A 24,945-nucleotide genomic window follows, 5' to 3' on the forward strand; every position below is an offset into this window, starting at 1 on the left:
ACATGAACAATGAACCGTTTTTTCCCGAAGTTAGCTCGTTTAGTAAGCAGCTCCAAAGGAGCCAAAGTCGTTCTAATCAGTTGGCTAGCAGCCATTATTTTATTAAGCGCTATGGCGCCATCCTCGAAGGAAGTTGCAAAAAGCGGCGGAGAAGGCAGCATCCATGAAGATACGCTATCCTCGGCAGCTCAGCAAATTCTGAAAGAAGACTATCCATCTCAAGATGGCTTAACAGCCCTACTTGTCTTCCATGGACAGAACGCAATAACAGATGCTGAACGCGGAAATATCCAAAAAATTAGTGAATGGCTTAGCTCCGATCAGAAGCCGCCCTTGGTCACGCGTGCCGTACCTTTCCATCAATTACCCAAAGCTCAACAGGATACCTTTGTTTCCGAAGATCAAACCACACTCCTGCTGACCGTCTCATTACAAAAGGATTTGGAATCCGGGCAAGTCTACGACACCCTTGAGCAAATTCGACATACTGCGGATCAGATTGGCATGGGGGCTGTCAAACTTGAAATCACAGGGCCTGCCGGCATCTCTTCCGATACGATCATGCTTTTCAAGAAAGCTGACTTCGTCTTAATGCTAGCAACGGTTGTTTTGATTTTAGTCATTTTGATCATCATCTATCGTTCCCCCCTGCTCGCTCTGCTGCCCTTAGTTATTGCGGGCATGGTGTATCAGGTCGTGGACCGAATCCTCGGCTTGGCGGGTAAAATGGGCTGGTTCTTTGTCGAGAAGCAATCCCTTTCCATCATGATGATTCTGCTTTTCGCAGTGCTAACCGATTATTGCTTATTTATCGTTGCTCGTTACCGGTCTGAACTAAGGAAGACAGACTCCAAATACGACGCGATGTCTACTGCTTTCTCGAAAGTAGCTGAACCTATCCTATTCAGCGGCGGCACGGTCTTTATCGCCATGATCACTTTGTTCGCCGCCATTTTCAAGCCTTACCATCACTTTGCACCTGTGTTTTCGGTTGCCATGATCATCATCCTGCTAGGTGGATTGACCTTAATCCCTGCGCTATTTGCACTCGTTGGACGCAAAGCCTTCTGGCCCCTGATTCCAAAGAGGGAGATGACACTATCCGAAGTGAAACAGAAGGGGTTCTGGGCAAAAGTTAGTGCTTTTATAACAAAAAAGCCTGCTTTCACAGCCATCCTTTTATTAATAGTATTAATTATTCCTTCTCTTTCTACGTTAAGCATGAAGTATTCATTTAACTTAATGAAGTCCTTTCCTAGCGATATTTCGTCGCGACAAGGCTTCGAGCTTCTACAGCAGCGCTTCCCACAAGGGCAGTTAGCCCCGGTTACAATCCTTTTGAAGTCAGAGAAAGAGATCGTTTTGGATGCTGCATTTATCAATAAGGCTAGTTTATTAGTTAATGCCATGAAAGAAAGAAACGGGATTAGCGGCATCACACCTGAAATCAATAAGGATTTTCTGACTTCGGGTAGCCCAACTGCCCAAGCGATGCTCTCCCAGCAAAAGCATACCATCAGACTCCAGATGACGCTAAAGCAAAACCCATACGACCAGGAAGCACTGGATTTGATTAACCAAATGCGTGTAGATAGTGAACAATTACTCCGAAACAGCGGATTCGATCCTGCGCAGTTTTCCTTGCATTATGCAGGCCAAACGGCTGATCAACTAGATGTCCGATCCATGAATAAACGCGATACTCTCGTCCTATTTTCGCTAATTACTCTATTTATTACCCTCATGCTTATTTGGCAGGCCCGATCCATCCGATTGGCTCTCACCATGATCGCAACCATGCTGTTATCCTATGCAGCAACTATGGGGCTAGTATGGGGTGTCTTCCATTACGGATTTGGCTATGATGCTTTTAGCTATCGACTGCCTGTCTACACGTTCGTCTTTCTCATCGCGTTAGGAGTCGATTACAACATTGTGTTGGTCTCGCGGATTAAAGAGGAAGCTCAGAACTATGCGTGGAAGGAAGCTGTCGGGCGCGGCGTGGCTTTGACAGGCGGGGTCATCTCTTCTGCTGGTATTGTCCTTGCAGCTACCTTCAGTGTGCTGATGACACAGCCGCTTCAAGAATTGATGCTGTTCGGGTTCGCCATGGCGGCCGGGATTTTAATCGACACCTTCCTCGTTCGCGGCATGCTGCTTCCAGCACTGATGACTTACCTAGGACCAAAAGGGCCAGACACCAAGCTCCAACAAAATACGGCTCTAAAACATTAATCCACTACCCAAATGGGCGGCTTAGGTTCCTGTCCCCAGTGGCTCTGCGCCCTCTCTATGCATACAAATAGCATAGAGGGAGTGTGGATACTGTCATGATCAATAACAAGCCGAGTGAAAAACATAAGCAGCAGTTCCCCAGTGCACGCGGGATTCGAAGAGCTTGCAGCAAGGAATTATACCGAACCGTTAAGCGCTTGAAAGTATGGATTTCCCCCGAGCAAATTAAGGCCGCAGAGGAGCTCTATGTGAAAAAGGTGATGCTGAATCTTCCATTCATCACGGAGAACGGCAGCAACCGCAAAGCGCTTTCCGACTGGTTCGACGAAAACGTAGGGCCAGAAATTGCCCCGCTTTGGAATGTGGAGCTTGAAGTATTAAACCATGCGTTTCGTGACGCATTCGGTGGTTAAAACAAAGAAGGCCATGGGTATGTTAGACATACGCCACGACCTTCTTTTTCATATGAACATTTAGTGATATTCAGGCAGCCATTTGCCGTGTGCTTCAATTAACTCATCACACATCGCAACGATATCGTCCATCGACAGCTCTGCTGATGTATGTGGATCCAGCATAGCTGCGTGATAAATATGCTCGCGTTTACGAGTGATTGCGGCTTCAATCGTCAGCAGCTGCGTATTGATATTCGTACGGTTAAGCGCCGCTAGCTGTGGAGGCAGATCTCCCACGTAGGTAGGCGTAACTCCGTTACGGTCCACTAAACAAGGAACTTCAACGCATGCTTCGCGTGGCAAGTTCGTAATTAAACCCGTATTCATCACGTTACCGCCGATTTTGAACGGAACATCGGTCTCAATCGCTTCGAAAATGTACGAAGCATACTCGTGTGAACGCACATGCGTCAAATTCGCATCATTCACCAAATCCTCGCGCATTTTTTTCCACTTGCTAATTTGCTCGATACAGCGGCGTGGATACTCGTCGAGCGGAATATTAAAGCGGTCAACCAGCTCTGGATAATTACGTTTGATGAAATACGGATGGTACTCTGCGTTATGCTCGGACGACTCCGTAATATAATGGCCGAATTTCAGCATCATTTCATAACGAACCATGTCCCAATGCTTCTCTTTTTGCTTTTCCGCAGCCCGCTTCTTAATCTCTGGATAGAGGTCAACGCCATCCTTGGTTACTTCCAGCAGCCACGCCATATGGTTGATACCGGCGATTTTGGCTTTAACGCCTTCCTTTTCCAAGCCAAGACTTTTGAAAAGCTCTGGAATACACGCTTGTACACTGTGACATAAGCCAACTGTACGAACACCGCCATACGTGTTCATGACATTAGTTAATACCGCCATCGGATTCGTATAGTTGAGGAACAGGGCATCCGGACATACCTCGCGAATATCCGCAGCGAAATCCAGCATCACAGGGATCGTTCGCAGATTTCGGAAAATACCTCCGATACCGACTGTGTCCGCAATCGTTTGACGCAAGCCGTACTTTTTAGGGATTTCAAAATCCGTTATTGTACATGGATCATAGCCACCTACTTGGATAGCGTTCACCACATATTTAGCCCCGCTCAGAGCTTCTTTACGGTCCGTATATACTTTTATAACTGATGTACTTCCGCTAGTTTTTTTGATGTTATTCAGCATGTTAGCTGAATCCTGCAGACGTTCGTGATCAATATCAAAGAGAGCGATTTCAAAGCCTTGCAGCGCAGGTGTGAGCAAACAATCACCAAGTACATTTTTTGCAAAAACCGTACTTCCGGCACCTAGAAAAGTAATCTTGGACATGTGTGAATCTCCTCCAATGTGTGTTCTTGTTTCTTATCTTCACTATAGCGCAGGACAACTCCCAAATACATGGATTGAATGAACTCCTATATGGACATTTGTAGTTTATTCATGTACCCTAGAAACAAAAACAAAAAGAGGCTTTTATGAATCAGGATCATTCCTATTTCTCCGTTCATATCAATCCGCTCCATAGCACCAATGAATTATCTGTACTTTTTAGTGGAGAAGGCAAGCCTATTCCTTTACATAAAATGGGGCCGGCTGTGCATGATTATTACCTTATCCATACCGTACATGCGGGAGAAGGCACCTTCGAGATGCATAACCGCTCTTACCGATGCTCCGCAGGAGACACCTTCGTTATTTATCCCGGAGAGTTATTCAGTTATATTGCAGACAGCCAGCATCCCTGGCACTATACGTGGGTTGCCTTTTCAGGTCGCGCAGCAGGAACCTTGCTTTCGCAAATCGGCGTTTCACCCAATCAGGCCGTGATTTCAGGGAGTAACCCTCGCTCCATTCGTCATTATTACCGCCATATTCGCTCTAGTTTCCAACAATCTGACACTCCTGTACTTGAGGATATGGAATCCGCTGCTTGGCTTCGCCTCTTGATCCGAGAGCTCGGGCGCATGAATAGCCACCAGATTACCTTTACGCCAACAACCGAAACCGATATCGAGCGTCAGGTCGGACAGGCCATCCGATATTTAGAACTACAATACACACAGCCGGTATCTATCGAGGAACTCGCACACAATCTAGGCTATCACCGTACGTACTTATGTAAAATGTTCAAACAATCGACGGGCTTAGCCCCAATGCAGTATCTATTAAAAGTTCGCATGGAACGGGCCAAACAGCTGCTAGAGACATCCATGACTATTGACCAAGTGGCTGCTTCTGTCGGATTCAATGATGCCCTCTATTTTTCCAAACAATTTCGCAAATGGAGTGGATCAGCTCCTTCGGTTTATCGCAAAGAACAGAAAGTCTAGTTGGTCTTCTTGTATGAAGAGGATAGATTAATAGATTGGACAAAATAATCATTTATTGAAATTATCCGCATAAAAAAACTGCTGACAAGGACGAATCCCTATCAGCAGTTTTTCGTATATTAAATTTCAATATCAACAATCAAACTATCTTCTCTACCTACTTCTCTAATATATGCAGCAACCGCTTGGTGCTCCGGATTTGGACCGTAAGCCTCAAGCGCTGCTCTATCTTCAAAACGCACTGATAAAACAATCTGATAACCTTTGTTCTTCTCTGAAAAGTTAATGCCCGCTTGAATATCTACGATGCCCGTTAGATGCTCTTTTAACGCTTTAAATCTATCAACGACTTCTTGGAGCTGCTCCTGCGTCGTTGTTTCACCGAATTTTACAAGTACAATATGATCGATCATGAAATAAAACCTACTTTCCCCAACATGTCTTAGTGTGTTTTTGATTAACGTTCGAATAAGCTCGGAAACCGTGCTTATTCGGGAGCCCCCGAACAAATAGGCGCGGAAAACGCGCTTTCAGCGAGAGCTTGGCGGGCCGAAGCTCGCCGGTAGAGTCTGAGAAGCCGGAAAACAACTTCTCAGCAGACTTGTACCGCGCGTCCGTGTTAATTAAGCACGGAAAACGCGCTTAATCGTTCGCCACCGAACAAATAGGCGCGAAAAACGCGCTTACAGCGAGAGCTTGGCGAGCCGAAGCTTGTCGGTAGAGTCTGAGAAGCCGAAAAACAGCTTCTCAGCAGGATGTCCCGGCGCGTCCGTGCTGATTAAGCTCGAAAAACACGCTTAATCGTTCGTCCCCGAACAAATAAGCTTGGAAACTGAGATTAACGTCTTTAATCATATCAGGAAGGCGAGCCAACGTCGATGAGGAGTCCTAATTAAGCAATAACGATAAGTACTGCAAACTTTTTTAGAAAAAGAATAATGACTGCCAATATCCCTACTTTCTTAGCGACTGCTAACCCTGCCCCGCCTAGAATGAGCGCGCTTAGTCCATACTCTGACATCTTATCCTTAGCTGGGTTGAAGTCTTCATATTTTTCTCCCGTTTTCATGTTCAGCTTGGGCAACAATTTCTCAGCAATCACCTTTTTATCAGCTTCTCTATGAGTTGGATCAGAGACCAAAATAACAGATATATTACTCTCTCGCGTCAAAATGCGCGTATTGTAATTAAGAAACGTCACTTTCTTGTCATCCTCAGCCAATAAGGACCAAGTAAGCCCATGTGTCTTTTCATCATAGAAAGGTTCAATATCCCACCCCTTCACATAAATCTTTTCTCCATCCTGACGCTTTTTATTTGCCGCTTCTGTTCCTTTTATATAGCTGTTACGCAGTTCTTTAGCATCTATCTTTGTTTTTTCATCATCTTTGATATGACCAGATTTCTCATATTCCAAAATGACTGTCCATGTCTGATCCGGACTCTTCGGAAAAATGCTGCCAATCTCATCCCCCGTGACATTGTGTCTCCTCAAGCATGAGGAGGTTTTTTTTATATTATTTTCTGCGCTGGGCTTGGGGATAATTCTTCATGCTTCTCCTTTTAGTATTCAGCAATCGGAACGGCTAACTCCTGTTGACTTACATCATGTAGGCGCTCGTACCAAGATGATAATTAAAACAATAAAGACTCCTCTTTCATCGGCGAATGGTGGGAAATAGCCGCATAGACAAGGTGCAAAAAAGTATTATTCCGTAAAATGGCTAAGGATTTCCTTGCAAAAACCTATTATCCGCAAAAATGAAGGGGCAAAAACTTATCATTGAGCGAAATGACAGATAGCCATAAAGTAAAAATATGAACCGAGCTTCGGACTGGATCCACTCGTAAACGGATCATGTTCGGTAGCTCGCTGACAGCGACGATTACCTACCTTGTAGAAAGAAGGGATTCAATGAATCTGCACATTTCCGAAGTTCCGGTTAATTCCAAATTATCAAAAGAGCTTACTGCCACGAAGCGGGTTTGGGCCGATCTAAAACGCGACAAATATTTATATCTAATAGCGTTCCCAGGTTTGCTGTATTTCCTTATTTTTAAATATATACCTGTTGGCGGTTTAGTTATTGCTTTCCAGGAGTACTCCCCCTATCTTGGTATCGCAAAGAGCGAGTGGGTTGGGTTCGAACACTTTCAACGCTTTTTCTCAAATGAAGATTTCCTTATACTGTTACGAAACACGCTAATGATTAGCTTATTAAATCTAGTGTTATTCTTTCCTTTTCCGATCTTATTATCACTTTTACTGAATGAGCTTCGCAATTTGCTGCTCAAACGCGTCGTGCAAACCGTTATCTACATTCCCCACTTCTTATCTTGGGTCATCATTTCTGGCCTTACCTTCCTAATGCTTTCAGAGTCAGAGGGCTTGGTAAATAAAATACTAACAGCAATAGGCACGGAAAAAGTCGGCTTTCTGACAGAGCCTAACTACTTCTGGGCACTAGTCACCGCTCAGTCTATGTGGAAAGAAGCTGGATGGGGTACTATCATCTTCCTCGCGGCTATAGCCGGAGCTAATCCGCAGCTTTACGAAGCGGCCGTTATGGACGGGGCAAGTCGTTTACGCCAAGCTTGGCACATTACATTACCTGCAATCCGCAACGTGATTTTCATTTTATTTATTTTGCAACTCGGCTCCATTATGGATACCGGTTTCGAGCAAATTTATTTAATGATGAAGAACAACAGTACCGTCACCGAAGTGGCAGACGTCTTCGATACTTATGTCTTCCGAGCGGGTATTCAACAAGGGCAATTCAGCTACAGTACAGCGATTGGTTTGTTCAAATCGTTAATTGGGGTCACGCTCGTAGTGATGGCCAATAAAGCAGCAAAGCGTTTCGGCGAAGAAGGCGTTTATTAATGAGGTTTACAAAAGGGCTTTCTCGATTCTGAAAGCAGACTTTTTAAACTCACATTTAAAGTTTCGAAGGAGGTTTACGAATTCATGATCATACGGAAAAGCTTGTCAGGCCGAATATTTGATACATGCAACATCGCCTTTCTACTTCTCATTGGAGCCGTTACCCTGTTTCCTATTTATTACACAGTGGTATTGTCTTTTACCGATCCGATCGAATATTACCAGAAACCGTTGATCTTATTTCCAACCATGTGGTCGCTAGAAGCGTACAAAACGCTGCTCTCCACCCCCCAGTTCCCACGGGCTATCAGCATAAGTTTATTTCTAGCTACTGTGGGCACCGCCTTGAGCTTAATTGTGACCTCAGGGCTCGCGTATGCCGTATCCCGAAAACGCCTACGCTTTCGCAGATTCATCATGTTCCTGCTATTGTTCACAATTTTATTTCAGCCAGGCCTCATCCCTTCCTATTTGGTCGTTCGACAGCTTGGCCTGATTGACAGTGTCTGGGCGTTAATTTTACCTGTATTGTCTAGCGGATGGTTTGTGCTTTTGATGAAAGGCTTTTTTGACAGTATCCCTGATAGCCTTGAAGAAGCTGCTAGGATTGATGGAGCGAACGAAATCGGCATATGGATACGTATCATATTACCGTTATCCTTACCTTCGCTTGTAGCTTTTGGCTTGTTTTTTGCTGTAGGCTATTGGAATACGTATTTCAGCGCATTAATGTATGTTAACGATTTTAAACTATGGCCACTCCAAGTTCTTCTGCAAAATATGCTCACAGATCCTTCTTCGGCGACAGGAAATCTGGATTTCCGCTCCAACAAGCAAATGCCTACTGAAACGTTAAAAATGGCTGCTGTCGTTATTGCGACCGTACCGATCATGCTGGTGTACCCGTTCCTTCAGAAACATTTTGCCAAAGGGGCAATGATTGGCTCTGTAAAGGAATGATCACAATAAACGCAAGGCAGTTTAATCAATTGTTAAAACTAGAAAATGGGAGGTTCATTCATGAAAAAAACAAAGAAATGGCTCACTTTCTCCTCATCCGTCATGCTCACTGCATCCCTAGTGCTGTCTGCATGCAGTATAAGCAACACAGCAACTCCTGCCTCTTCGGACAATAAAAGCGGAGGTAAACCAGCGGCGCCAACAGAAATCAGTCTGGAAGTCATCAGCTATGCTGATCAATTTATTGATGATACGAACAGCTTGTGGAAAGAGTTTGAGAAGCGGACCAATACGAAGCTGAAAATCGATTGGATTTCCGCCAATACGTTCGAAGATAAAATTAACGTGCTGCTCGCATCAGGCAACCTCCCGGATCTAACGTTTGTAGAAGATATCACAGCAGCGCCCGTAGGGCCGCAAATTCGCAATATGATCAAACAAGGCGCATTCTGGGACCTAACCCCATTTTTGAAAGATTATCCGAATCTAAGCGCACCAGAAATGAAAGCGTCCTTTGATAATGCGAAAATTGACGGCAAAAACTATACGATCCCCAGATATTACCCAAGCTATGGAGGCGGCGTATTCCCGATTCTCCGTAAAGACTGGCTGGATAAATTAGGTTTGAAAGTGCCTGAAACAATGGATGAGTTCTACACGACTTTGAAAGCTTTCAAAGAAAAAGATCCTGACGGAAACGGCAAAGCCGACACGATCCCATACTCAGCAAACCCGGATTACATCGGGTATGTCATTAATATTTTTAACAACAGTCAAGGTAATTGGAAGCTTCGCGACGATGGTAAATTGTATCCGATCATAACCGAACCCGCTACCAAGGATGCTATGCTCTGGATCAAAAAAGCATATGATGAAGGCCTCTTCCCTGCCGACTTTGCCATCTTAAACTTCTCTCAAATTAACGATGTATTCCAAAGCGGTAAAGCAGGCGGCGCAGGTTATGCCATGAATAATGCTTGGGGCCGACTTGAGCCTATTAAAAAGGTCGATCCAAAGGCTGAACTCATTCCTGTTACAGCCCTAGCGGGACCTAGCGGAAATAAATATACGCCTTCCGGTGCTCCTTTCTATGGTCACTATTTGATCCCGAAAAAAGTGTCGGAAGATAAATTGAAGAAAATTTTGGCCTTTATGGATTACGGCTATGGCAAAGAAGGAAACAAACTCGCTCGTTTCGGCATATCAGGCATTCATTACAATGAAGTAAACGGCAAAATTGTTCCAACCGAACAAGCCAAGAAAGATTTGGTTACGACCAATCTGATGGATTCCGTATTCCACGAGATTGACGAGTACTCTGCTGTGTCTGCTTCAGGTATGACGGATGAGTTCTTCGCACGTCAGAAACAAATTGTGGACGAACGCAAAAAAGTGAAGGTGCCTCGACCGGATGAAACACTTGTCTCTGATGCCTACAATAAATATTACAGCGAAATCAAGAAAAAAGCGGCTGATATGCGTGTGAAAGTCATCCTGGGGAAAGCAACAATTCAGGAATACGATGATTTCATCACCAAGCTAAGTGCAGATGCCAACCTGCAGTTGATGACGAAAGAAATGAACGAAGTTTACCAGTCACAGATGAAAAAATAAAACATAAAAACGGTCCATCGCAATTACGCGTTGGACCGTTTTTAAGCGTGCGTTTGAGATCAACCTGCTTGCGAATGTTTGTCCCTGTACTGTCCCGGGGTCATGCCTTCGCTTTTTTTGAATATACGGATCAGATACGATGATTGATAGTTGAGCATATCAGCTATATCGTTAATCTTTAAATTCGAAGTGAGCAGCAGTTCCTTGCATTTATCTAAGCGCAGCTTTGTAACATAATCTATAAAATTTGTCCCCATCAGCTGCTTGAATGATTTGCTCAGCTTGTACGGACTCAATTGCATCTCGTCCGCGTACGCTTCTAACGAAATCTCATCCATGAACTCCTGCTGCAACCGGATCACCATCTTATCAATGGACTGCTTCAGCTCTGGATCGTTCGTTAGCGACAGAGTGCTCACATAAGGATGAATGAGCGTTGTCCGGAACCATTCGAGCATCTTATGCGTTTCGCGGATTTGCATAAGTTGTTCATACAGATGAACATCCTTGTAAAGCGTAAATGGATTGGTGTCGTTTCGCATGATAGCGTCGAGAATACTGCCTAGCAGCTTCAACATCGCTTGATGCAGGACGAGCTTTTTCCTTGAGTTTTGCTGGAGTTGACGCACAAATTCGCTAATCAGGCGCATGGCTTCATCTTCCAGCCCCATCCGTACTGCCCCTGTGATCTCGCGTTCCAGTTCAAACGGATATTGGGCGGTATAGCTCTCCTCCGTCTTGAAGTCGCTCATGACCAGCACTTGATTCGTGCTCGGAATGTCGCGAAACAATAGTTCCTTCCGCGTTTGTTCCAGCATGTCCGGCGTTTGCAGGATCGCATCAGTGATCGAGCTGATGAGAATGGTCGCCCGCATACCCAGCATATCTTTGACCGCCTGCAAAATTTGCTCGGATAACGCTCTAAGCTCCTTCATTAGAGCTTCCTCGTCAGCCTGCTCATCGTCCAGAACGACGAACATCGCAACCGAGAGATCCTGAAAATCAATAACATGGTTTAGCGCATAGTGCGACGAAGCCAAGTCCTGCATGATTTTGGAAGCGGCAAATGAAACAAGCTGCTCATCCTTCTCGGAAAACTTCCCATCCGAACTGGAAATGCCATGCATTTGCACCATAATAAAGGCAAAACGTTGATCAAGAATATCCCAGTCAAACTGGCGCATTTTCTCAATAATTTCCGATTCGGAATAGTAATAATGATGTCCCTGCAAAAACTGGATCAAAAAGCCTTCCCTTAATCGCGGCAGCAGTTCCTTGAGTCGCGTCGACAATGTAACATTTTGCAGCAGATTTTGTTTCCACTGATTTTCCAGATAAACGAATTCATCCTTCTTTTCCTTCTCTTCCGCCTCTTTATCACCTTCGATCAGACGCATGAGCCTTCCAATTGGATTGTAAATGCGCTTTGATGCAAACCATGAGAGTAGAAGTGAAGCAATAAGCCCCAGGAAGCTTATGATGACGATTAGTTTCGACATCGCGTTGACCGGAGCCGTAATCGAAGATAGCGGCGTAGCAGAAATATAAGTCAAGTTGGAACCGATAAACGACATTTTTCCATACGAGACGGAATAGCTTTGGCCGTTCCATTTCATAACGGATGTATTTTTGTCCAATCCCTCTTTCAGAACCCGCTCCCGTAATGCTTCCACGAGACCTGTTCCGGTTTTTGCATGAACAGCAGCAGGCGTTGTTATATATTCGCCATTCTGATCGACCAAGAACGCTGCTCCACCTTGGGATGTCAATTTCTCCACGAGCTCATTCAATTTAACTTGATTAATATAAATAATAAAAGCTCCGTATGTTTGCTCTTGGGAAGCCCAACCGGGCAGCTTAATGACTACTGCTTTGTTCTCTGAATCCGGATCGTCTATGCGCTTAATCTTATCTCGCAAATAGATGCCTGGTTGAGGCTCTAACAGAGAGAGAAATATGCGCCTATCATCCTCACTCGTTATTCGCCTGACGCCCGCATAGTCGCCAATTAGACTATTTTGATCTTTGAGGTACAGGAAAACGGAGCTGATCAGCGGATTCGCTTGTCTCATCATGCTGAGAGATTCCAAAAGTTCCTTCGTTCGCTCAAACTGATAATTAAAATCTAGCGTTGAAATAGAAGCGTTAAATCCCGGATTAAAGGCTACCTGCGCAGAATACTGCTCCAGTTGGGAAAAATAATCGTGAATTCGCTGAATAGACTGATTCAGCTGCACCTGATGCGATTTATTGACTTCCGCAACAATACGTCCTCCTCCGGCGTAATACAAACTAATCCCAATAAAACTGACCAGCAGGCAGTTGATGAGCAGGACAAGAATCAAGTTTTTGCGGTAAAAGGCACCTTTTCTCGCTTCAAACTTTTTGAAACTCACGGACGTTCACTTCCTTTTTAAGTCTATCTGGCGAAGCTACCATCTCTATTGATATTATACAAGTATGATTAACATTTCCTTAATTATACTGAAATTCGATTAGCTATTCTATGATCTTGGCAAAGAAAATAACCACCTTCGCAGGTGGCTCCATGTACGATCACTATGCTGCCCGATGGGGGCTCACTTTACTTTAGACGCAAGTCCTAAAATCATAAAAGTAAGAAAATATGTTCGTCGTCTCTACTCATATCAGGAAGGCGTTCACACGTCGATATGGTGCCCTTTACTTCGAAGCAAGCTCAGCAATCTGAGCTGACAGCAGCACATGTGAGCCGATCTGGCCTGACTTTGCGGATTGAATTAATCCCATAGCGATCGTTTTCGCATGGATCGGCCGATACGTACGAAGTCTACCAATCATTAGCGGGGAAATGGCTCGCGACACCACGCTTCCCAATTTCTCACCCAATCGTGTCTCATCTCGATCACCTAGAATGAGTGAAGGTCGAAGCATGTAAAGCGCACGCAGCTTAAGCTCTCTAAGGCCTTCCTCCACTTCTCCCTTTACCCGATTGTAGAAAATCGAGGATTTTCGGTTCGCTCCCATCGCAGTCACAATGGCAAATGCATCTGCCTTACCTGTACTAGCCATCTGACCCAATCTCATAGGGTAATCCAAATCTACTTTCCGAAACTGCTCTTGGGATCCTGCCTTCTTAATCGTGGTACCTAGCGTGCAAAATACATGAGCATGTTCCATGTCAGACTGTTCAATAACTATCTCTAAATTGTTAAAATCGGTTACGATTTGAACCAATTTCTCATTTCCGCGGAGATGACTAATTTGCATATTTTTACGAACCAGTGCAATCACTTTTGTGTATGCCTGATCTTCTAAAAGCAGCTTGATCAGCTCACGGCCAACTAATCCGGTACCGCCTGCTACAATGGCCGTCATTCCCATATGAGCCCTCCTAATTAAACTTCCCAATCGTCTCTCAGCTTCTCATAAAGCCGGGCTAAGTATGCAGCAGAATTCCGTGTAAACCCTAGGTCATGTTCTAACTTCTTAGCAAAATGTTGAGCAATCGGTACGGCTAACTCCTGTAGTCTTACATGATGCATTGTCGGTATTCGCTCGACCCAGGCTTGTAAAAGCTGCCAGTCTACCGCAGTAATCTCTTGTCTTTTGGCTTCCTCTATCTCCACAGTAAGGATGGGGAAATTCTTTTTGGCGATTGCCTTATCGATATGTTTACGACGCTTCATTCGCTCAAAACGAGCTTCAATCACAACAATGGTTCCGGCTACCATATCACCGATGCGCTTATCTTTTGAACTAAAGATGATACTGACTGCACCAATGAAGTAGAAAGTTGGCATTATATCCAGCAAACGAAACAAGTTACGAATCAAGATCGATAATAAGGTTGCAGATTGTCCGTTATTTTGGAGCACGCGAAGTCCTAGGATTCTTTTCCCTGGCGTTTGCCCTCCCATGAAGGCTTCTGTGCAAACGAAATAGCCTAAGTTCACTACAATCCAAAGAATGATGGCAATCGCGATCAAATAATCAGCAAGAGCAGGCAGCCAGTCACCCGAATATAACCTGCTTATCAAAATAGCGAATAAGAATAAAAGGCCATTCATCACAAGCAAAATCAAACAATCAAGTAGATGCGCTATCGCCCTGCTGCCAATCCCTGCGGTTTGAAATTGCAATTGCACCTGCTCAGGTGTAATGATGGTTAGTTCTTTATCCAGAGACTCGTTCATAGCATCTCCTTATGATTTCAAAATTATGGTAACGAATGTCATTGATATGCTAAAATGAACAAGCAAAACTCAGAGATTTAGGAGGTCCCCCCATGAATATCTCGCGCTTTATTCGAGAACATAAATCGCAATGGACAGAGCTTGAGCAGCTGCTCATTCAGCTTAGTAAACGGAAGAGCAGTTTACAGGCCAGCCATGTGAATCGATTCACTGAACTTTACAAAGTCGCATCCGCTCATCTTGCTACCTTACAAACTCACATGCCTACGGATGAAACAACCCTATATTTGAATCATCTCGTATCTCAAGCCCATAATGCGATGTATAAAGAAAATAACAAAAGTAGTAAACAAATGAAGGAGTTTTTCCTCCACTATTTCCCATCGCTAATACGCGTGAGAAGTCTTTTTGTGGGCTTTGCTCTTTTCTTATTTTTGCTTGGTGGAATGCTCGGCTTCCTGTCCGTATGGAACGATCCGTTGAATCTATCCATGATCATGCCTGGGGCCATGGCCGATAGTATTGACCCTTCCAAAACTGCCGATCCACGCGGGGACCTGCATTCCCCACTCGTATCCACAGCCATCATGACGAACAACATTCGGGTCGCCGTTCTCGCCTTCATAAGCGGTGTAACGCTTGGGATCGGGACCATCTATTTAATGATAAGCAACGGCCTTATAGTAGGAGCTTTAGCTGCGGTCTTCATGCAATCTGGGAAAAGCTATGTATTCTGGGCCTACATATTGCCGCATGGCATTATTGAGCTTACCGCTATTTTCATTGCAGGCGGCGCCGGCTTATATATGGGGTATCGATTCTTCGTTCCAGGACCCTATCCGCGCAAGCTGCGCTTTCTGGAGTCGGCCAAGGAATCCGCCCAGCTCTTGATCGGCACAATTCCTTTATTCATCATCGCAGGGATTATTGAAGGTTACATTACACCGTCAACGATGTCGCTTGAGGTTAAATATCTCATAGCCGGAGTGACTTTATTGTTACTTGCACTCTATTACGGATACGGCATTAGCAGACGATCTAAACAAAAACAATTAACGCTATAAACGATCTCGCGATTTCAAATCCAAATATGCATTAACAGCGCTAAGCGTCAGTTGGTCGGCAGGGACATCCATCACAGGGATGCCTCGGCCAGCCATTTTAGTTACATAGGCGTAACGGTCTGTCGTAAATTGATGGGCAATACTTTGCCGATAAGCCTGGCGGCTATCCTCAGCGCGAATACGCACCCATTGATGAAGAAGCGGATCCTGCAAGGACAAGAGCAGCACATGGTGACTTCTACGCAATCGCTGCACATAAGGCAGCATTTCTTGATCATACAGATAGCTTTCCATATCGGAAAATAGCACGACAAGTGAGCGTTTTTTCAGAAAACGCAGCACATGAGAGAAGGCTATCTGTGTGTTCGACTCCACGAAGTCCGTTCGCAGATCATAAACTGCCCTCGTTAACTCCTGAAGATGGGAAAGCCCTTTTCCAGCTGGCACGTACACTTTCACTTGGCTTGCGTAAGCAATTAACGCTACTTGATCCCCTTGTTTAAGAGCTACGGCAGCAAGTGTTAATGCAGCTTCCAGTGTCCGATCAAGCTTCACTTGTCCCTCAAGCTCGATTGCCATTTGCCGACCACAGTCCAGCACTAGGGTCACAATCTTCCCTTTTTCCGGTTGAAAAAGATTCGTCATCAGCTTCGTCGTTCGAGCAGACGCTTTCCAATTGATATGCCTCATATCGTCGCCTTGCACATAATCACGGATATAATGAAACTCCGAGCCGCTGCGCTGCTTTTTGAATAGTCGCTGGCCTTCTAAAATTAATGCATCCTGTACAGCGCCTAATACACCTCGTACCTGAGATAAATCAGGATATATATCAATCTTATCAACCTGTTTCAATCGCACTTGCTTCTTCCAAAGCCCCATGCCTCCGGAGTAGCGCAAGTATACGTGTTCGAAGACGTATTCCCCTCTTTCGAGAGCCATCGTTGTATAAAAGAAAGAGGCTGAGGTTCCTCGGAACGCACCGCTCAAATGGTTGCGGACCATACTGAATGTTTGGGGCAAATGATCCATTAATTCAACGTGAACAGACGGCTGTTCCTCGGATTCAAGCTCAAGACCCACCTCAAAGCTGCATCTGACATCCATCTGCTCCGGAAGTTTGCGCCGAATTCCCCAACTGCTGCGTTTAGGAAGCAGCAAAAGATCAACGCCACTCAGCACGCAGAGCACCGCATTCCAGCTCAAGAATACAGGTAGGGCGGCATCAAATATAGAGGCTATTAAGGTGACTACAGCACCTACGATTACGAGTCCAATGAATCGGTTCGTTGGCAGGATAAAATCCTGTAGCAGGAATTTATCGAGGAACCGGAATAGAGCCGAGCGTCTCTTGGATGATGTGGTCACTTGTTCCGCCCTCCAATTCCGCTTGCGGTGTTAACAGCAGTCTGTGCCGCAGTGCAGGTCGCGCTACAAGCTTAATATCATCAGGCGTCACATACGTTCTTCCATCCAGTAATGCCCAAGCTTTACTTGCCATCAGTACGGCAATTCCTGCTCGGGGACTGGCTCCCAGCTGTACGCGTTTGGAATCGCGGGTTTTGCGAATAATTGTTGCAATATAGTTGTATAAGGATTCCTCCACGACAACATCAGAAAGCCGGCGCTGCAGCTCTGTTATACGTTCTGGGGTCAGTATGGCCTCGAGTGACTCCTCTTGATGCTGCCCGAACGATACATGACGACGAAGAATTTCTACTTCTGCTTCTTCGCCAGGATAATCAAGCACCAGCTTGAACAAGAAGCGATCGAGCTGTGCTTCCGGAAGCGGATAGGTACCTTCGTACTCGACAGGATTTTGGGTGGCTACGACAAAGAACGGATTAGGCAGCTTGTACGTGTTTCCCTGAATCGTTACTTGGCGCTCTTCCATTGCTTCTAGCAGAGCCGCTTGTGTCTTCGGTCCGGAACGGTTAATTTCATCAGCCAATAGAACATTCGTGAAAATAGGACCTTGAATCGTAGTAAATGAATGATCCTGCATATGATATATGACGCTGCCCGTAATATCACCGGGCATCAAGTCTGGCGTAAATTGAATACGGCGGTAATCACCGCCTGATAATTCCGCAAGGGTGCGCGCCATCTTGGTCTTTCCGAGACCCGGCACACCTTCCAGCAGTACATGACCGCCAGCCAATAGGGCGGTGACGAGCAGCCTTATGTTCAGCTTTTGGCCGAACAAGCGCTGCTCCATCGATTGGATTAATTCATTCATTGCGCTCACTCCTTCTCCAAGTAGGCGATCATCTCGCCCATCTCCCGCGTTCGCTGCACGAACGCTTGGGTGCTCACGCCCCGCTGCTTCGCAGCACGGGGCCCTTCCGAGCCGCCGCTAGCAGGCGGCTCCTCCAGCAGGCGCGCGAGCTGCGCCGCCTGCGCCTCAGACATGCGGCCGCGCGCAGCTTCCGCGGCCTGCAAAGCACTTGCGCTGGGGCTAAGCCCCCAGCGCCGATGCAGCAGCTGCCGCAGGAACAGCTGCTGGTGCGCAAGCGCCTCGTGCTGGTAGCCGAGGCGCTCGTACCAAGCGGCGACGGCGTGCACGCCTTCGTCGCCGCGGCGAACCGTCCACGCCCGCGGCGTGTAGACGGGGCCAAAGCGCTTGCCGCGCAGCCAGAGCCACAGCAGCAGCGCGAGACCAAGCTGCACGCTCGCGAGCACGAGCCACGCGGGGTAAACGGCAAGCAGTCCGGGCTTCGTCCCGTAGCCGTGATGGGTCTCATCGACCCACACGGCGTCCCAGGACTTCGCGAACAGCGGCCAGATCAATTCGAAATGGGACTCCTGATCAATCGTCCCATTCTGCATCCAGTTCGGGGTCAGCACCACGGTGATGCTGCCCGAACCTTCTTCTATACGGCTGGCGAGCACGCCGTATTCATCTTCGAACAGCACCCGCCCGTTTCCACCGGGCTTAATCCGGTACGGTGTATCCACCCGCCCCGTCAGCAAACCCTCAGCTGATGTATAGTTCGACGAGACCCTAATCGTCGAAACAGATGCACTTTCTTTTGTACTCTCTTTCGTACTCTCTTTCGTACTCTCTTTCGTACTTTCCTTCGTACTTCCCCCCGCCAACTCAGTCCCCCAAGGCTTCCACCCCTCGGGATTCCGATCAAACAGAACAACATCGTTACCCTTCCTAACCCAGTCCAGAAGCTCATCGCGATCGGCCTTGGTCACGCCAGAAGGCTGTAAGGCAACCAACAGCATTGCTTCACCATTAGGTAGGTTTTTCCAGTTCAGACGCCATTCCTTTACAGCCTTCTGCTTCGTACTCAGCAGCTCTTTCCAAGCTTTCGTGCCGTCTATATCCGCCGAGAAAGACAAATAGGGGGGGTGGTCTGGGAGCTTTGGCTTCACTAGCCAGTAGCCTAATGCGAGAAATAACAGGATGCTGAGTGCTAGTCCCACATGCAGCTTATTCAGCCCTCTCATGTGCAATGCCCTCCTCCCTGCCGATAACACGGGCAACCTGTTCGTACATGGAAGTGAACTGCTCCTCTGTTACAACTTCCTTGCCATACCATATACGCTCAAATAAAAGCGAGCTATCATGGAACAAAGGGATTAGGGAAGAAGCTGAACTTTCCAGCTCCTCCGCATACTCCCAGTTCGTCTTCCATTTTTCCACACGGATCATACGTTTAGCTTCCATAAAGAACAGAAGCGACAGAAAGACAGCGCGTAAACCCTCTCGTAAGTACCCAGTTCCCCTCAGCTCCGCTGCTTGCTGCCAATAGAAGCGATAAGAACGGCTTATTTCTCCTACGGGCAAGTAAGCGTCAGAGCGGATCCTCTTTTGCCAAATCATTTGTTTCAAAAACCAATAAATCGCGAATGCAGCAAGACCGAGTAGTATAACGACAACACCAATCGTCAGCCAGTCCGTTACCGACTCAGAAACTTGAAAATCTGGCAGCAAGCTCCGTATTTTACGAAAAAGCGGCTTCAACCAAGCCCAGAACGAGCTGTTCTCTTTGACCTCATAAGCCGTGTATTCGCTTTGATTTAAGATTAGTTTTAATTGCTCTTTATCCTCTTGCAAAGAAATCGCTAAAGCTGCATTAATCATTCTTTTTATCCAAGTCTATCGGACGAAGATCGTCAAAAGTATCAAACGGCTCCAGTTCTTCCGCTGGTTCAGTTGGAAATGTTTGTATGGTGCTTTCAATTAACGATTCAAGTCCCAGACCCTCATTACGAACCTTGAGATCGAAGTAGCTAACCGCATAAGGCAGAAACCATAGGGACATGACCAATATTGAAATTAAACTTTGTAATAACTGAGCCCCTAGTCCTAAACCCAAGACTGCAGCAATAATCAATTGAATGACGAATAGGAAAAGATACAAAATGAGCGTAAGTACGAAGTACATCAAAAATAAACGCCAGAAGCTTTTGCGGGTCAATTTCCAACTGCGGCCTAGTCCAACAGACTCTTCACCCATTGCAACAAAAGGCAAATAATAGCACCAGCGAATGAAAAAATAGAAAAAGGTGAAGATGGCTCCAAGACCAAGGATGATGAAGAAGATAATGGTTAGTGCCACCGCACCTCCACCAAATCCACCTACCGAACTGGATAAGTTTCCACCTATCGCAAAGACGAAAGCAAAAATGACAATAATAATAGCGAGACCTATGTATATTCCGAACATGATAAGAGCATCCAAGAACGTGCTTCCAGCTAACGGCCAAAATCGACGGAACGATTTGCGCAATAGCTCCCCGACTCCCGGTGTTTCTTCGCCAAAGAGGCTTGCTTTAACCAGATGTAAGACAGAAGCTATCGAAGCTGGCATAAGGCCAAGAATCATGATTGGTAATAATACCAACACGAATATGAGTGTCTTCCCTATGTCTTTCGGGGTCGGATTATTTTGCATGAAAGAACCAGATCCAAACAAATCCTGCATGGATGCTCCACTGCGGATCTGTTCAAGAATGGATGATGACGTACTTGCCGTCTCTTGATAGGTAAGCAAATGCTGCAGCAAGTAAAATGGACCATACAAGATCAGCATGATAATTGTTAATGTCACAAAATGCTTACGGTACAACTGGAAACTGCGATCTAATATTCTTCCAATTCCCATTGGTCTTAATGATGCGTTTTGCATGGTAAACCCCCTAAATGTTGGTAATTCAAATACTCTCTGACTATTATACACCATACCCTCCAATTTCTGACCATCAAATTCTACACAAAAAAACTAGATCAATACCCATCATCGATCTAGTTCTACTCTGTTTCGTCCACCGGATTTTGCGCGATAGAGGGCATGGTCTGCTCTAGAAACCATATCTTCAAGCACCATCGTGCCAAACTCCAGTGTAGGAGAATATTCTGCTATACCTATGCTCGCTGTTAGTCGTACAGTAACTTGCTCATCCGAGTATGGTTCTTCCATGATACGTCGTCTCAGATCTTCTGCTAAGCTTACACTTTCTTGGGCATTTTTACGCAGGGCAAGTAGGATAAACTCTTCGCCTCCATAGCGTGCAACAATCGTATCTGTTCCCGAATGCCGTTGTAGTATAGAAGCAACGTGATGAAGGACACGATCACCCACCAAATGCCCATAGGTATCATTGATTTTCTTAAAATGGTCAATATCGAACATCATAACGGAGCTCATTTGCCCAGCAGCAATACAGGCTTGAAGCTGTTTATTTCCTTCTTGCATCATATAACGGCGATTATGAATCTCAGTCAGTTGATCCACCAATGCGGAATGCTCCAATAGAGAAATATTCTTCTTGAGCTTATCAGACATTATGTTGAATGTATTGACCAACTGCCGCAATTCAATCGGAGCCATTCTAATTTTATCTGCATCAATCTGATAATCATAATTCCCGTTCTGGATAATTTTGGTACCGCGAAGCAAGTATCGAATCGGTCTCTCAATTCTAGATGCAATCGTAACGGCAGCACCGATACTGAGAATAAGTGCAATAAGTGAAATGATAATAATCGCTGCACTTAATTGATTTAATTTCTGAAATACTTCTCTCTGCGTGATCTCACCTACGACAACCCAGTTTTTTCCCTTAGACCATTTATACTGACCATATACCCTTTCACCGCGAAATCCGATGTATGAATCATTCGAAGTGCTGCCTGTCTTTGCTCTTTGAATAATTTCAGTTTTCATCGGGACATTGACGAATTCTTCGCTTTTGCTTGTATTACTCGAAGCTGTAACAATATACCCTTCCGAATCCAACACATAGACTTCCCCAGTTTCACCAAAACTTAGCTGCTTCATTAAACTATTCAACATTTCCAGTGTTACTACTCCAAGCACAGCACCTTTGAAATCATTATGGTCGCCAAGCACGGGGGCAGAGAACGTTATGATGGGTTCTCCTGAATCTTTGGATACGACAAGAATTCAGAGTTCACTCGTGAATAATCTTGAAATTCTCTTTTCAAATCGCCTATTTGATGGAATTTTGCATGGTCGGATAAGGCGAAGCGTTTAATTGTATCCAGTTTTTCCTGATTCCATCTTTCAATATACAGACTTTGCAAGGTGATTACTTGCTTTAACTGATTTTCTGCTTCATCTAAACGATCTCTCTTTTCTATATAATAAAACGGGACAATTATTGAAAAGGCTAATGTCACAATGACAACAACGATCCATAATTGAAACCTCATTTTTATCGTTTGATTAGTAAAATAAGAAAACATGGGTCTCATTAAGATATTGGCTCCTCTTCATCCCTTATTTCCTCATTATACCCTTATATTAGGACAAGAACAGACATTTTTCTTCTTTTTTTTCAACATAAAAAAGCTCTCATCTGAATAAATTTGAGCCTCAGTTTCGAGCTGCAGCGCATTGAAAAGCGTGCTTTTTTCGCTTATGCTAATTTGTAAGCAGAAATGAGGTCATTTTCCCTATGAAAATTCTTGTACTCACCGAAAAACCAAGCGTCGCCAAAGAAATTGCCCGTGTCCTTGGATGCAACCAAAAGCAAAAACACCATTATGAAGGTGCCAAATATGTCGTCACTTGGGCACTTGGCCATCTTGTTACCCTTGCCGAGCCCGATGATTACGATCCCAAGTACAAAACCTGGAACTTGGAAGATCTCCCTATCATTCCTGAGCGCATGAAGCTTAAGGTGATGAAGGAAACATCGCAGCAGTACCGTGCGATCGAACAGCTCAGCCGTCGGGGTGACCTTGCAGAGCTGGTCATTGCGACGGATGCGGGGCGCGAAGGCGAGCTCGTCGCGCGCTGGATTATGGAGCTGATCCGCTGGAAGAAGCCGTTCAAACGGCTTTGGATCTCGTCGCAAACGGATCAGGCGATTCGCGAAGGCTTCGCGCAGCTGAAGCCTGGCACGGACTACAACCGGCTGTATCAAGCAGCCGTCTGCCGTTCCGAGGCCGATTGGCTGATCGGCCTGAATGTGACCCGCGCGCTGACCAGCAAGTTCGGCGCGTCCTTATCTGCTGGGCGTGTGCAGACGCCAACGCTGGCTATGATGATCAACCGCGAGGCGGAAATCCGGGATTTCCGGTCCGTCGACTATTGGTTGATCGAAGCCGATCTGGGCTCTTTCCGCGCGGTGTGGCGAGACCCCAAAACAGGCGATACGCGCATTTTTGACCGCGAGCGCGCAGATGCCTTAAAAGCGAAGCTGCAGGGCCAGATCGGCAAAATCCTGCACGTGCAAAAAACAGAAAAGCAGATTCCGCATCCGCTTGCTTATGACCTAACCGAATTGCAGCGCGATGCTAACCGCAAATTTGGTTTCTCAGCCAAGCAGACGTCGAATGTGCTGCAAAGATTGTATGAGCAGTACAAGTTGGTCACCTATCCGCGTACCGATTCACGTTACTTGACCTCGGACATGGTGCCGACCCTGCTCGGCAGGCTCAAGGGCGCAGCCATTGGCCCCTACGCAGCGCTAGCGGCTCCTTTTATACGCAAACCGTTAACGATTACGAAACGCATTGTCGACGATTCCAAGGTAAGCGACCACCATGCGATTATTCCAACCGGTGAAGCCATTTCGCTCGCCACCTTAAGCGCTGACGAACGCCGACTTTATGATCTCATTTTGCGTAGATTCCTAGCCCTGTTCTGCGGTCCCTGCCGCTATGATGAAACCAAGCTGACTGTTGAAATAGCCGGAGAGAAGCTGTATGCATCCGGTAAAGTGGTTAAACAAGCCGGGTGGAAAGACGTATATGGAGCCACTGATTTCACCGATCCAGATCGGGAAGAAACTGAGTCTGATGACGACTCTGCTCAATTGCTGCCCCAAGCTGCCGAAAAAGACGCCGTAACCGTCCGTAACGCCCGTCAATTAAGCCGCCAAACGAAACCGCCTGCCAGGTACAACGAAGCTTCCTTGCTTTCTCAAATGGAAAAATGGGGCCTCGGCACGCCCGCTACACGCGCTGACATTATTGAGAAGCTTGTGTCTTCCGACACCATTGAACGTCAAGGCTCCTCGCTCATTCCGACTGGCAAAGGGACTCAGCTCATAGAGCTCGCTTCGGAGGAACTGCGTTCTCCTGAGCTTACAGCACGCTGGGAGCTTGAGCTTGAACGCATTTCCAAAGGCAAAGGAAGCATGGAGCAATTCCTAAGCGGCATTCGCAAAAAAGCAGCCGAGCTGGTCGATGAGGTCAAGAAAAGCTCTGCGGCCTATAAACCGCATAATTTAACGGGCAGCAAATGCCCAGATTGCGGGGAGTTCCTTCAAGAGGTGAAGGGGAAACGAGGCCGTTATCTCGTTTGTTCCAGCCGCGAATGCTCCTATAAGCGCGAAGCTGACGGACAACTGACCAACCACCGCTGCCCGCAGTGTCACAAGAAAATGGAGATCCACACCGGCAAATCCGGCAAGTATTTTCAATGCCGTCCATGCAACGTCGTGGAGAAAATAGACAATGAATCCACCGGCGGCGGCCGTCGCGCCTCTGCCAAAGTGAACCGTCAGCTGATCGAGAAGTTTTCCGATCAAACCCAGCTGGGCAGCTCGCTCGCTGACAAATTAATGGCTGCGCTGCAGCAAAAGAAAGACGAATAGTGTACGTGCAACTAGTGAGGTATCTACCTTGAAGATAGTTACACGTATCCATGAGGACTTCCGCCAATAGGGGGAGGTCCTTTTTTATTCAGAGTTTTTCTTTACGGAACGACAATATGAATAAATCATATAAATGAACACATATTATCTTCA

The 24,945-nt window shown here is 46.0% G+C and carries 21 protein-coding genes; 8 read left to right on the plus strand and 13 right to left on the minus strand.

Annotated features, from left to right (window positions below):
- Positions 1-9: 9 nt before the first annotated feature.
- Together GC102_RS26665 and GC102_RS26670 are read left to right on the plus strand one after the other, a co-directional pair.
- Positions 10-2,235 carry an MMPL family transporter gene (locus GC102_RS26665; protein WP_171692225.1) on the plus strand — a complete coding sequence of 742 codons (2,226 nt, stop codon included), beginning with the start codon at positions 10-12 and terminating at the stop codon, positions 2,233-2,235.
- A 95-nt stretch (positions 2,236-2,330) separates the two neighbouring features.
- On the plus strand, positions 2,331-2,648 hold the full coding sequence (locus GC102_RS26670; RefSeq protein ID WP_171692226.1) for a dehydrogenase: 318 nt from the start codon (positions 2,331-2,333) through the stop codon (positions 2,646-2,648).
- 60 nt (positions 2,649-2,708) lie between these two features.
- On the opposite strand, the gene GC102_RS26675 is transcribed toward GC102_RS26670, so the two are convergent.
- Complete coding sequence (locus GC102_RS26675) at positions 2,709-4,007, minus strand: alpha-glucosidase/alpha-galactosidase (RefSeq protein ID WP_171692227.1); 1,299 nt, start codon at positions 4,005-4,007, stop codon at positions 2,709-2,711.
- Positions 4,008-4,153: 146 nt separating this feature from the next.
- Here GC102_RS26675 and GC102_RS26680 point away from each other — a divergent pair, with 146 nt between their 5' ends.
- Entirely contained in the window at positions 4,154-5,008 is an 855-nt protein-coding gene (locus GC102_RS26680; RefSeq protein ID WP_171692228.1) for a helix-turn-helix transcriptional regulator, read from the plus strand.
- A 119-nt stretch (positions 5,009-5,127) separates the two neighbouring features.
- On the opposite strand, the gene GC102_RS26685 is transcribed toward GC102_RS26680, so the two are convergent.
- Together GC102_RS26685 and GC102_RS26690 are read right to left on the minus strand one after the other, a co-directional pair.
- Positions 5,128-5,421 carry a Dabb family protein gene (locus GC102_RS26685; protein WP_171692229.1) on the minus strand — a complete coding sequence of 98 codons (294 nt, stop codon included), beginning with the start codon at positions 5,419-5,421 and terminating at the stop codon, positions 5,128-5,130.
- A 479-nt stretch (positions 5,422-5,900) separates the two neighbouring features.
- The gene (locus GC102_RS26690; RefSeq protein ID WP_216628174.1) at positions 5,901-6,503 is read right to left on the minus strand and encodes a DUF2167 domain-containing protein; all 603 of its coding nucleotides are present in this window, start codon (positions 6,501-6,503) and stop codon (positions 5,901-5,903) included.
- Between the two features lie 420 nt (positions 6,504-6,923).
- Here GC102_RS26690 and GC102_RS26695 point away from each other — a divergent pair, with 420 nt between their 5' ends.
- The 3 genes from GC102_RS26695 (at position 6,924) to GC102_RS26705 (ending at position 10,469) form a co-directional block, all read left to right on the plus strand.
- On the plus strand, positions 6,924-7,895 hold the full coding sequence (locus GC102_RS26695; protein ID WP_171692230.1) for an ABC transporter permease: 972 nt from the start codon (positions 6,924-6,926) through the stop codon (positions 7,893-7,895).
- Positions 7,896-7,979: 84 nt separating this feature from the next.
- Positions 7,980-8,855, plus strand: coding sequence for a carbohydrate ABC transporter permease (locus GC102_RS26700; protein ID WP_171692231.1), 876 nt, complete (start codon positions 7,980-7,982; stop codon positions 8,853-8,855).
- A 60-nt stretch (positions 8,856-8,915) separates the two neighbouring features.
- A complete protein-coding gene (locus GC102_RS26705; RefSeq protein WP_246321139.1) occupies positions 8,916-10,469 on the plus strand; it encodes an extracellular solute-binding protein in 1,554 nt (517 codons plus the stop codon).
- Between the two features lie 59 nt (positions 10,470-10,528).
- Here the strand turns inward: GC102_RS26705 and GC102_RS40390 are convergent, their stop codons facing one another.
- From GC102_RS40390 to GC102_RS26720, 3 genes are all read right to left on the minus strand, one after another.
- Positions 10,529-12,865 carry a helix-turn-helix domain-containing protein gene (locus GC102_RS40390; RefSeq protein ID WP_171692232.1) on the minus strand — a complete coding sequence of 779 codons (2,337 nt, stop codon included), beginning with the start codon at positions 12,863-12,865 and terminating at the stop codon, positions 10,529-10,531.
- A 286-nt stretch (positions 12,866-13,151) separates the two neighbouring features.
- Positions 13,152-13,832, minus strand: coding sequence for an NAD(P)H-binding protein (locus GC102_RS26715; RefSeq protein ID WP_171692233.1), 681 nt, complete (start codon positions 13,830-13,832; stop codon positions 13,152-13,154).
- A gap of 14 nt (positions 13,833-13,846) precedes the next feature.
- Positions 13,847-14,644, minus strand: a complete 798-nt coding sequence (locus GC102_RS26720) for an RDD family protein (RefSeq protein ID WP_171692234.1) — start codon at positions 14,642-14,644, stop codon at positions 13,847-13,849.
- Between the two features lie 92 nt (positions 14,645-14,736).
- Here GC102_RS26720 and GC102_RS26725 point away from each other — a divergent pair, with 92 nt between their 5' ends.
- The gene (locus GC102_RS26725) at positions 14,737-15,708 is read left to right on the plus strand and encodes a stage II sporulation protein M (protein ID WP_171692235.1); all 972 of its coding nucleotides are present in this window, start codon (positions 14,737-14,739) and stop codon (positions 15,706-15,708) included.
- On the opposite strand, the gene GC102_RS40395 is transcribed toward GC102_RS26725, so the two are convergent.
- From GC102_RS40395 to GC102_RS26760, 7 genes are all read right to left on the minus strand, one after another.
- Positions 15,703-17,076 (minus strand): DUF58 domain-containing protein, encoded by a 1,374-nt coding sequence (locus GC102_RS40395; RefSeq protein ID WP_171692236.1) that lies wholly within the window; start codon positions 17,074-17,076, stop codon positions 15,703-15,705. The genes GC102_RS26725 and GC102_RS40395 overlap by 6 nt on opposite strands.
- Positions 17,027-17,947, minus strand: coding sequence for an AAA family ATPase (locus tag GC102_RS26735; protein ID WP_171692237.1), 921 nt, complete (start codon positions 17,945-17,947; stop codon positions 17,027-17,029). The genes GC102_RS40395 and GC102_RS26735 overlap by 50 nt, the downstream gene beginning before the upstream one ends.
- 5 nt (positions 17,948-17,952) lie before the next feature.
- Entirely contained in the window at positions 17,953-19,167 is a 1,215-nt protein-coding gene (locus GC102_RS26740; RefSeq protein ID WP_171692238.1) for a DUF4350 domain-containing protein, read from the minus strand.
- Positions 19,151-19,804 carry a DUF4129 domain-containing protein gene (locus tag GC102_RS26745; protein ID WP_171692239.1) on the minus strand — a complete coding sequence of 218 codons (654 nt, stop codon included), beginning with the start codon at positions 19,802-19,804 and terminating at the stop codon, positions 19,151-19,153. The genes GC102_RS26740 and GC102_RS26745 overlap by 17 nt, the downstream gene beginning before the upstream one ends.
- Positions 19,797-20,852, minus strand: coding sequence for a DUF7847 domain-containing protein (locus GC102_RS26750; RefSeq protein ID WP_171692240.1), 1,056 nt, complete (start codon positions 20,850-20,852; stop codon positions 19,797-19,799). Before GC102_RS26750 ends, GC102_RS26745 begins: the two co-directional genes overlap by 8 nt.
- 108 nt (positions 20,853-20,960) lie before the next feature.
- Complete coding sequence (locus tag GC102_RS40400; protein WP_312883383.1) at positions 20,961-22,076, minus strand: sensor domain-containing diguanylate cyclase; 1,116 nt, start codon at positions 22,074-22,076, stop codon at positions 20,961-20,963.
- Positions 22,077-22,090: 14 nt separating this feature from the next.
- A complete protein-coding gene (locus GC102_RS26760; RefSeq protein ID WP_171692242.1) occupies positions 22,091-22,441 on the minus strand; it encodes a hypothetical protein in 351 nt (116 codons plus the stop codon).
- 203 nt (positions 22,442-22,644) lie between these two features.
- Between GC102_RS26760 and GC102_RS26765 the strand changes: the two genes are divergently transcribed.
- Positions 22,645-24,792, plus strand: a complete 2,148-nt coding sequence (locus GC102_RS26765) for a DNA topoisomerase III (RefSeq protein WP_171692243.1) — start codon at positions 22,645-22,647, stop codon at positions 24,790-24,792.
- Positions 24,793-24,945: the final 153 nt, after the last annotated feature.

The organism is Paenibacillus germinis, assembly GCF_013141785.1.
Taxonomy (GTDB): Bacteria; Bacillota; Bacilli; order Paenibacillales; family NBRC-103111; genus Paenibacillus_E; species Paenibacillus_E phytorum.